At 63.1% G+C, this 9,923-nt stretch carries 8 protein-coding genes; 1 reads left to right on the top strand and 7 read right to left on the bottom strand.

Annotation, left to right across the window (positions count from 1 at the left end):
• Positions 1-41: 41 nt before the first annotated feature.
• The 7 genes from ACT3UQ_RS13200 to ACT3UQ_RS13170 are packed head-to-tail and all read right to left on the bottom strand — an operon-like array spanning position 42 to position 9,118.
• Complete coding sequence (locus tag ACT3UQ_RS13200; protein WP_096287947.1) at positions 42-3,317, bottom strand: AMP-binding protein; 3,276 nt, start codon at positions 3,315-3,317, stop codon at positions 42-44.
• Positions 3,318-3,355: 38 nt separating this feature from the next.
• Complete coding sequence (locus tag ACT3UQ_RS13195; RefSeq protein WP_096287945.1) at positions 3,356-3,601, bottom strand: phosphopantetheine-binding protein; 246 nt, start codon at positions 3,599-3,601, stop codon at positions 3,356-3,358.
• The gene (locus tag ACT3UQ_RS13190; RefSeq protein ID WP_096287943.1) at positions 3,598-4,938 is read right to left on the bottom strand and encodes a lysine N(6)-hydroxylase/L-ornithine N(5)-oxygenase family protein; all 1,341 of its coding nucleotides are present in this window, start codon (positions 4,936-4,938) and stop codon (positions 3,598-3,600) included. The genes ACT3UQ_RS13195 and ACT3UQ_RS13190 overlap by 4 nt, the downstream gene beginning before the upstream one ends.
• A complete protein-coding gene (locus ACT3UQ_RS13185) occupies positions 4,935-6,584 on the bottom strand; it encodes a (2,3-dihydroxybenzoyl)adenylate synthase (RefSeq protein WP_096254743.1) in 1,650 nt (549 codons plus the stop codon). The genes ACT3UQ_RS13190 and ACT3UQ_RS13185 overlap by 4 nt, the downstream gene beginning before the upstream one ends.
• Positions 6,581-7,762 carry an isochorismate synthase gene (locus ACT3UQ_RS13180; protein WP_444637285.1) on the bottom strand — a complete coding sequence of 394 codons (1,182 nt, stop codon included), beginning with the start codon at positions 7,760-7,762 and terminating at the stop codon, positions 6,581-6,583. The genes ACT3UQ_RS13185 and ACT3UQ_RS13180 overlap by 4 nt, the downstream gene beginning before the upstream one ends.
• A 52-nt stretch (positions 7,763-7,814) precedes the next feature.
• Positions 7,815-8,573 carry an SDR family oxidoreductase gene (locus tag ACT3UQ_RS13175; protein WP_096287939.1) on the bottom strand — a complete coding sequence of 253 codons (759 nt, stop codon included), beginning with the start codon at positions 8,571-8,573 and terminating at the stop codon, positions 7,815-7,817.
• Positions 8,570-9,118, bottom strand: coding sequence for an isochorismatase family protein (locus ACT3UQ_RS13170; protein ID WP_444629440.1), 549 nt, complete (start codon positions 9,116-9,118; stop codon positions 8,570-8,572). The genes ACT3UQ_RS13175 and ACT3UQ_RS13170 overlap by 4 nt, the downstream gene beginning before the upstream one ends.
• Positions 9,119-9,686: 568 nt before the next feature.
• Between ACT3UQ_RS13170 and ACT3UQ_RS13165 the strand changes: the two genes are divergently transcribed.
• The gene (locus ACT3UQ_RS13165; protein WP_096287935.1) at positions 9,687-9,899 is read left to right on the top strand and encodes a hypothetical protein; all 213 of its coding nucleotides are present in this window, start codon (positions 9,687-9,689) and stop codon (positions 9,897-9,899) included.
• Positions 9,900-9,923 lie beyond the last annotated feature (24 nt).

Here is a 9,923-nt window from a genome sequence, read left to right as displayed (position 1 = left end):
AAGGCAACGAGGTCAGAAGATGTGTAGGGAAGCTTGCGCGCCTAGCGGCGCGGGCGGCGCTGGCTCAGCATGGCCGAAAGCCGGCTGCGGGCCGCGGCATCGAGCTGCACCAGATCCGCCGTGCCGGCCGGCTCGTTCACGGCGACCGGCTCCGGGGCCAGCCCAGAGATTTTGGCCGCAATCCCGCCGACGGTGCGCTCAGTGAAGACTGCCCCCACCGAGGAGGAGTAGCCGGCCTGGCGCAACGCGGAGACCACCGCGATCGCGGTGATCGAGTCCCCGCCTTCGGCGAAAAAATCCGATTCGACACCCAGCGCATGAACCTGGATGCCCAGCTCCGCGGCCATGCAGGCGGCCACGGCCCGTTGTTCCGGACCGGTCGCCGGGGCACTGACTGGGGCGTTGGCCGGTCGGGGATCTGGCAACTGACTCTCGTCGAGCTTGCCCGTGCTGCCCAGCGGCAGCCGATCGATGGGGGTCAGCGCATGCGGAATCATCTGCGGCGGCAAGACCAGACAGAGCGCGGCACGCCACCTTTCGGTGTCACCAGCCAGCATGGTTGCCTCGGAATTCGAGGGAACCACCCACGCCAGCAGCTGCGCTCCCCGTGCCCGGACCACGGCGTGGGCGATTCCGGGCAGCGCGGCCAGCGCCGTTTCCACCTCGCCCACATCTATCCGGTAGCCGCGGATCTTGACCTGGCCGTCATCGCGGCCCAGAAAACGCAGCAACCCGTCGTGGCCGAGAACCGCACGGTCCCCGGTGCGGTACATGCGAGTGCCGTCACCGGCAGGATCTGCCACGAAACGGGAAGCGGTCAGTGCCCCCTGCCCTAGGTATCCGTGGGCTTCCTGTGGCCCCGACAAATACAGTTCCCCGGGCAGGCCGGCCGGTAGCGGCCGCAGCGCGGAGTCCAGCACCGCTGCCTTCAGCCCTGCCAGAGGGCGGCCGACCACCACATCGGGGCTCTGCGCCACGTTGGCGACCAGCGCGTCCACGGTGAATTCGGTGGGGCCATACAGATTTTCCACGATGAGATCATTCAGGTTCCGCAGCTTCTCCCAGAGCACCTGGCTGCATCCTTCGCCGCCGATGGAGAGCCGGCGTACCGGGGTTCCGGGGTCGAACAGTCCCGTGTCAAGCAGCGGTGCGGCCAACGACGGGGTCATATCCATCCAGGTCATGGCGTGCTCGCGCACCTGAACGGCGAGCGCTTCGGGGTCGCGGGCCACTTCGTGGCTGATCAGGTGTACATGATGGCCCAGCGCCACCCCGAGCAGGGTGCACCAGGCCCCGTCGAAGTGCAGTGGCAGCGACTGCGCGATCTTCTCCCCGGCCGCATCCACGAAACCGGCATGCCGGTGGTATCCGGCCCAGTGCGAGAAGGCTTCGCGGGAAATCACCACGGCTTTGGGCTCCCCGGTGGAGCCTGAAGTATGCAGCAGGTAGCTGGGCGTAGAGCGGGGAACGGCAGCTACCGGTAGCGTTCCGGTCGCCACGGGCAAGACGGACGGATCCAGCACCGGATAGCCGGCCCACCCCTGCGCATCGGTGGCCAGCACGAGCGGGGTGCGCGGATCTTGGCCGGCCAGCCGTGCGGCGATGCGCTGGTTGCGCTGCGCTGGAGCGTGCGGATCCAGCGGGACACTGGTCGCGCCGGCCTTGGCGATACCGAGAATCGCGGCCACGTAGTCCAGTCCGCGCTCCAGGCCGATCAGCACGTAGCGCCCGGTTGCGCCGCCGTTCACGTGCGCCAGCACGGCGGCGGCGATCGCGTCGGCCCGGGCGGCCAGTGCCCGGTAGCTGAGCGTGACACCCTCGCAGGTGATCGCGGCGGCTTCCGGAGCGGCGGCTGCACTCGCCGCGAACAGTTCCTCGAGCACCGCCGGGGCGGTTTCGGCCGCGGCCGGTCCGGCAAGCGTGGCCAACGCGGCGTCCGGCGCCAGGGCCAACGTGGCGTGCCGGGTTGCCGGGTCCGCCGCGGCGAGCTGCTCCAGCAGCAGCCCGTAGGTTTCCAGCAGCACCGCAGCGTCCGCCGTGGCCAAGGTCCCTGCCGGCGCGGTCAACACCGCCACGATTTTGCCGGTTTCGCGGTCCGGCAGCAGATTCAGGCAGATGTCGTCCACCGGCCCCTCGCACAGGGCGTACAGCGACACGGAGCCGCCGGGCACGCTCAGCGGCACGTCGAAGGCCTTGATGTTGATCTCGGTGCCGGTCAGCGTGGTGCCGGAACCGACCAGGCGCAGATCGCGCATGAGCTGCTCTGAGCGGTACCGGCCGTGCCGGGACAGCTCGGCCCGGGCGGCGGCCACGGACTCTAGCAGCTCTCCCACAGTCCCAGAGGGATGCAGGTCCAGCACCAACGGCAGCACGTTGATGGTCGGAATGGCGCATAGGGCCGCAGCCCCGGTGCGGTTCATGGCCGGTAGCCCGATGATCGTGCGGCTGGCGCCGGTCAGACGGGCCGCCAACAGGGCGTGCGCGGCGATCGCGGCATCCGCCCAGGTCGCCCGGGTAGTTTCGGAGGCAGTCGGGACCGTACCGGAGAAACGGCCCAGGGAAAGCGGGCGTCCAGTCAGGCGCAGCCGTGCGGCGGCGGACGCGTCGGGGCGCTGCCCGGCGGCGCCGAGCAAGCCGGCCAGCCGCGTGGGGCGATAGTCCTGCCCGTCCCCTTCCAGTCGGGCGTGCCAGTAGCCGCGGTCACTTTCCTCCGCGGCAGATCCGTGGTAACGGACTTCCGCGGCAAGCACCTGGCCCGGTTGCGTGAAGGGTGTTTCCGGGACTGGGCTCCCGGCGGCCAATGCCGTGTAATGTTCGGTCACGCGGCGGGCGAGCAGCGTGATGCCGTAGCCGTCGAAGAGCACGTGGTGGGCGACCAGCACCCACACCGCTACCGGCTGCAAGTCCGTATCCAGGCTAGTCAGCAGCAGTTGTTCGTGCAGTAGCCGCGACTCCAGGGTGATGTGCGGTAGATAATCGGCGCGCAGCTGTTCGGCCAGCTGCCGGTCAGAGTCGCCGGTGAGCTCCCCGCGCAGCACACCCGGAGGCAGCAGCCGGGGCCCGGAGGGGACGGCTGGGCCGTCACCGGGCACTAGCGCCATGTGCTCCGGGGCGAAGCGGGATCCGAGCCACGGCACCTCCGCCAGGGTGCGTTGCACCGCATCGGCCAGGGCGGCGGCGGAGATACGGCCACGGAAGACCAGGGCGTCGCCGACGGAAAAGTCCGCGGAGCCGGGGGCTGCGAGTTCTGCGTGAACCATACCGGCTTGGGCGTCGGTCAACGGCACGGTGCGCACGGTGTCGGGGGCGAGAGTCATAATCGGTCCTTCGAGGAGCTTCGGCTGGGAGGTGGGCGTCAACGAACCGGGGCTGCGTCCAGCACGGCCGCGACCAAGGCTTCGACGTGTTCGCTGGCGGCCAGTCGCGGGAAGTCGACATTTGCGCCGGCGGCACGCCAGAGCTCCACCAGGTTCATTAGGCGGATCGAGTCGATGCCCAGGTCTGCTAGGGCATCGCCGGGTTCGACCTCGTCCGCGGACAGCCCCGCGCAGGCTCCAAGGTCAGCCCGGATTCGCGCTTCGGTGAGTTCGGCGGTGCTCATGCGTGGGCCTTTCGGTGTGCGGTCGGTTGGGTAGCCGCAGGGCCTGCGGCAAGGATGGACTCGAGGATTTCCCCTGCACGCACTGCCACATTGGACAGCAGCGTCGCAGAGATTCCGTGCTGGTGCTCGGTCTGCCCCACCAGGAAGAGCTTTGAGTCATCAGGCAGAACGGTATGTGCGCTGTAGTCGCGGCGGGTCGTGGGTCGCCCGAGTTCGTCCCGCACCAGCATTCCTGCATGGCTGCCCAGCAGCGTGGTCGGGTCCAAGGCACGGTATCCGGTGGCGAAGATCGCCACATCAACCTCGAGCGTTCCGCTGCCGTCGCCCAGCCCCTCGGCCAAGCCCAGCTGCACTGCCGGGGTTCCGTAATCTTCGCGTACCGAGTTCACTCTTGCTGCTCGGTGCCAATTCAGCCGTTCGGCACCCAGCCACTTGTCGCGGTACTCCAAGTCGTAGAGTGCGGCAATAGTGTTGGGGTTGACCACGGAATTGTTGGTGTTCCGGTGCGCTTCGGTGAGCTCCTGGCGGACCTGGGGATCCGCGGCGTACAGCTCGTCCACGGTCATCGGGTCGAAAATCCGGTTGGCGTAGGCCGACGCATCGGAGGGGATCAGCCCGAAGCGGGAGATCACCGAATGGATCTGTGCTTGCGGACAGCGGTGGTACATCTGCTCGATGACCTCGGCTGCACTCTGCCCGCCACCGATCACCGCTACGCAACGAACGGCCGCGGTGTCCAGCACGGCGACGCGTTCCAGGAATTCGGCACTGTGCCAGACGCGCGCCCCGGAGCGCACGCCAGCGGGAAAGACTGGCTGCAGTCCTCCGGCGAGCACTACGTGCCGGGCGGCCACCGTGCGCACCCCTGACTCGTCGGCGACATCCACTTCATAGCCGGTGATACGCCCTCCGCTGGTGCGCGGCACCACACGGACCACTTCGGACGAGTAGCGCACGTATTCCGACAACTGTTCGGCAGCCCATCGCAGATACGCCACGAACTCGATGCGCAGCGGCGCCATGGAACCGCGGTTGAAAAAATCTTCCATCCGGCCCTGGGTGTGCAGGAAATTCATGAAGGTCAACTCGCTGGTGGGATTGCGGAAGCTGGACAAGTCCTTGGCGAATGCCACCTGCATGCTGGCATCCTCGAACAGCAGGTTCTTGTGCCAGCCGGGCTCGCTGGCGCGGTCGAGGAACAGGGCCTTTAAACGCAGCCCGCGCCCGGCAGCGCGATTGTGCTCGTGGATGGCGGTGGCCAGGGCCATGTTGCTCGGCCCGAATCCCAGGCCTACAACGTCGTATGTCTGGTCGGTGGTTATTTCGGGGCGGCTCATGCTTCTCCTTGCGGTGAGGTGGCGCCGGGGCGCAGGGTATTGCGGCTGATCTTGCCAATGTGGGTCTTGGGTAGTTCGCCGACTATGGTGATGACGTCTGGTATGTGGTGTTCTGCGAGATGTTCAGTGCGCATCCATGCCCGCAATATCTTGGCACGAGTGGGGGTCGTACGGTCACGCGGTACCACGTAGGCATGCGTTCGTTCGCCCAGTGCCTCGTCCGGCACTCCGACGACTGACACATCGTGAACTGCGGGGTTCCGCAGCAGCACGGCCTCGATCTGCTCTGGGCTGATCTTCTCGCCTCCGCGGTTGATAACGTCCTTAGTCCGTCCCACCACAGTCAAATATCCACGGGCATCTCTCACGACGATGTCCCCGGAGCCGTAGAAGCCATCCGGGGTGAAGCACTCCGCGTTGGCCTGCGGGTTGTTGTAATAGCCGCGGAAGGTGTACGGACCGCGGACCCAGAGGTTGCCGGGGGTGCCGTCCGGTACCGGTGTTCCCGCTGAGTCAAGCACCAGCACTTCGTCGGCCACGCACATCGGCTTGCCCTGGGTGGAAACGACGGTCTCCGGATCGTCGTCCAACCGGGTATAGCAGACCAGACCCTCCGCCATCCCGAAGACCTGCTGCAGTGCGCAGCCTAGTTCCGGGGTTATTCGTTCGGCCACACCGCGGGACAGCTTGGCGCCGCCCACCTGCAGCAGCTGCCAGCTAGACAGGTCATAGCGATGCTTCTGGGAGGAGTTGAGCCAGGCCAAGGCCAGCGGTGGCACTGCGGCCACTACGGTGACCCGATGCTCGGCGATGAGGCTGAAAATCCTCTCGGCGCTGCCGTCCAAGGCGCAGACCACTGTCCCACCGGTGGCGAAAACCCCCATGTACCCTGGCGAACTAGCCGCGAAATTATGCGCCAGCGGAATCCCGGATAGATAGACAGTGCCATCATCCAGGTTGCAGATCTGCGCTGATCGCTCGAAGGAATAGGCGTAATCACGGTGTGTTTTCGGAATCAGTTTCGGTCGGCCCGTGGTGCCACCTGACAGTTGCAGAAAAGCCGCGGCATGAGCGGGGCGGGGACAACCGGCGCGTGAGACTTCCCGGCCCGCTGCCAGCAGATCCAGGCCTTGCTCGTACAAGTCCTCGGCATATACGACAGACAGCAAGGGCAGTCGGTTGGCAAGCTCTGCGCAGAATTCCTGCGGATCCACGCCAGGGATTCGACTGCTGGTGATCAGCATCTCCGCTTCCGAAGATCGGGCCAGATGCTCCAACTCGCTCGCGCGGTGCGAATGCACGGCGAAGACCGGGATGGCCCCCAGCGAGATGACCGCATACACGGCGTCAAAGAATTCAAGCACGTTAGGCACGTGAATGATGACTCGATCGCCAGCGTTGATTCCGCGGGCAGAGAGCGTGGCTTGCGAAACATCAATGCGGCTGATCAGTTCGGCGTAGCTGATCACTCGTTCCTCGTCGATCACCGCAGGGTGGGCTCCCCGGCGCATGGCAGTTTCGCGCAGGACTCGATCCAGCGTCCGCCTGCCCCAGAAACCATCGGCAAGATACCGCTCGGCGAACTCGGCAGGGTAGGGAATGACACCGTGCAGCATCGGATCATCGGCGACCAATGGTTGTTTCATAAGCTGCTTCCTGCCCGGTCAACGCCCAAGGCGCAAAGCATGGTTCGAAATTTCGCGGCTGTCTCGCTGTGTTCATCGAATGGGTCCGAATCTGCGACGATTCCCGCTCCCGCATGCAACGTCGCCCGATTGCCGTTGAGCACAGCGCTGCGCAGCAGCAGCGCCCATTCGCCTTCACCGTCTCGGTTCATCCATCCCACCAGTCCGCCATAGAATCCCCGGGCGTCTGGTTCCAACTCTGAAATCAGTGCCTGGGCGGCCGCGGTAGGGGATCCGCAGATGGCAGGAGTCGGGTGGATGGCCAGTGCGGCGTCCAGGGAACCGAGCCCTTTGTACAGAGAGGCCCGAATCAGGGTTCCAAGATGCCACATTTGACCGGTGGGCAGCAGATCTGGGCCGGAAGGCACGATCAAGTCCTTGGCGACGCTGCGCAACGCCGTGGAAATATGCCGAACAACAAACTCATGTTCCGCTAGATTTTTCGCAGATCCAGCAAGAACTGCCGCCGCCTTCTGGTCCTCGGTTCGGTCTGTGAGCCGCGGAGCTGATCCAGCCAGCGGATGGCTGGTCAACTGGCCGCGGAGCACGCCCGCGATGAGCTCCGGGCTGTTGCCGACGATGCTTGCCTCTTCCTGAGGCAAGCCGATCGTGAAACTGTGCCCGGCGGGATTCTGCTGGTACAGCCGTTGCCAGACCGATTCGGGGTTCCACTCTTTGTCGGCGAAAACTTCCAACGACCGAGCAAGGACGACTTTCTCCAAGGTGCCTGTTTTAATCCGGTCAATGGCAGCACCGGCTGCACAAATGAATTGCGGGTTGTACTCACCAACGACTTCGGCGACCGTCGACGTTTCCTGCCCACCATGCGTTAATCCACGCATCGGCAAGTCTTCCACCTGCTGCGGGACAAACAGAAAAGGGTCGGCGGCGCGGTCGAACGGCACAACGCCAGCCAGGATACTTCCCGGAGGTTGCTCGGCAAGCAATTGGCGCGCGGCCGGACCGAGGCCCAGACGTCTTGCCCTCTCGGCATCCAGGGTCGCCTTGATGCCATGACCAATCAAGGCTCGTCCGTAGGAGGCGAACCTAAATGTTGCTTCGTCGGTTCGGGGCGTAGGGGCTGACGGATCTTCAACCGCGGTTTCTTCATGATGGTTTTCCAGAAGCTGGGCGTTCATGCTCTTGAGTCCTTGGAGGGTAGAGAAATTGATTCGTGAAACTGCAGCGGGTCTAGGAAAGAGTTGCTCCACCATCGACTGTCAGTTCAATTCCGGTCAAGTGCTTGGCATTCCCCGATAAGAGGAAGGCCACCGTATCGGCGATATCTTCTGGAACGGCAATCCGGCCGAGCGGGATGCCGTTCCTGAATTGAGCCGGATTTCCTGCTACCGATGCCCGGTCCATTTCGGCTTCACCGTTCATTCCTATCAGCATGGCGGTCCGTGTGGAGCCTGGGCTTACAACGTTGGCGCGGATACCGTGGGCAGCAAGTTCCAACGAAAAACAACGAGTCAGCATCGTTGCGGCCGCCTTGGAGGCGCAATATCCAGCCATTGCGTAGCGCGGAGTACGTCCTGCGTTGGAGCTGACGGTCACGATACTGCGGCTGTTTCCGGGGTCCCTGTCTCGCTGGTTGATCATGAGGCGTGCTACTAGCTGTGTAATTCGGAGCACAGATGTCGTGTTTACCGACTGCATGTGCTCCCACTGCTCCAACTGAAGGTCGAAAAGTTTCCCCGAGTGAAGTACGCCGGCCACATTGACCAGGCCTTCCAGAATCTGTCCACGTTCAATCCGGTTCTCGATGGCGGCTTCGAGTTCTCTAATCCCTCCGGTTGAACTAATATCGGCGCTCAATACATCGTCACCGGTGCGGTCAGTGGCAAGCACAGAGTAGCCTGAATCCCTCAGCTTTGTGGCCACCGCACTTCCTATACCGCCGGCCGCTCCAGTGACTACAATCAGCGGTCTAGCGACCAAGTCGCTCATCGAGCCGCAACCAATGTGGCTTGAATCTGCTTGAGAACTGATACTGAGTTGACCACAGAGGCGCAACGTCCGTAGCCATAGTTGATAGCCATTTGGTGTTCTTCCAAGGAAAAATCCGCTTGTGCATCAGCAACAAAAAACGGCTGAATATCACGCATGAATGCGTCTAGGGCGGTTGTCAGGCAACCGATATGCGCGTAGACACCGGTGATGAGCAATTGATCTCGCCCGGCTTGTCGCATCCATTCCTGGAGGTCGGTCCTGGCGAATGCACTGTAACGCCATTTGCTGAGAACCAAATCGCCAGCTCGTGGTGCTAGCTCCTGGACAATCTCTTCGCGACCGTCGTCGGTTAGTCCTGTACCCCAAAAGTCGGTGAGGAGTGCGCGATCTGCTGGCGTTTGGTTCGGCGGCTGAGCCGTATATACCACTGGCACCCCAGCGTCATCAGCAGCATCACGAAGAGCAAGAATATTCTTCATTGCCACTCGGATTTGCGACTGTGGATCCTCATGGTCGAAAGCCTCGACAAAGTAGCGTTGCATGTCATGAATTAGCAAGACCGCACGTTGTGCGTCCGCCTTCCAAGTCACTCGTGGTTCCGGCAACTGTCCGTCCGGTAGTCGATATCCCGGAATCGAGGGAAGTCCCACTGCGTCACCTTTCGCGTAAGTATTACGTTGTGGTCTGAGCGACCACGATTCATAACCTTATATGAGGCTAACCTAATTAAGCAATGGAGACGTAACCTAAAAACGCGTCGATCAAAAACTCTCACCCACCAGAAGGCACAGAGGATTCCATTCAGAACAACCCGATATTCAGCACTTATTAAGTGCATCCATACATGTTTATAAGAAGTTACTGACAATCATGGATGTGGCGTTGAAAGCAATAGCTTACGGTGAACTTGAATATCACTAGATTAATATCTCCTAATTACCGCACGCAGGTCGTGACTTCTAGAATTTTCCGGCCTCTCGGCGACTCGCAGCAGATACGTCAGCCACCCGCAAATGACAGGTTCCAGCCCGAGCACAAGTCGCGCATCAGGCAATGCGCGGCCTAGATTAGCAGCACTTTTCTGCCCGGAAGCCTACCGGGGGCGCCACCGTGCGATACCGGCTGCTGGCGGTGCTATCCGCGCGTGGTGTGGTGCCAATGATCCTGGCCGACGCGAGGCCCGACGACGAACTTCATATCCGTGCGCTAGGTGGGCAGGCCACGACGCTCTCTCCTGCGACGGTGCCTTCGAATCACTTCGACTTCGGGCCACTGGTGGCCAGTCTGAATGAGATTGACGAGGAGAAGGCCCGCGATATTTAGACCGTCGAAATGATCGGTGGTCGC

The organism is Glutamicibacter sp. AOP12-B1-11 (assembly GCF_052379245.1).
In the GTDB taxonomy this organism is placed as follows: Bacteria; Actinomycetota; Actinomycetes; order Actinomycetales; family Micrococcaceae; genus Glutamicibacter.
The sequence above is the reverse complement of the archived record's forward strand: the minus strand, read 5'-3'. Positions and strand labels throughout refer to the sequence as shown.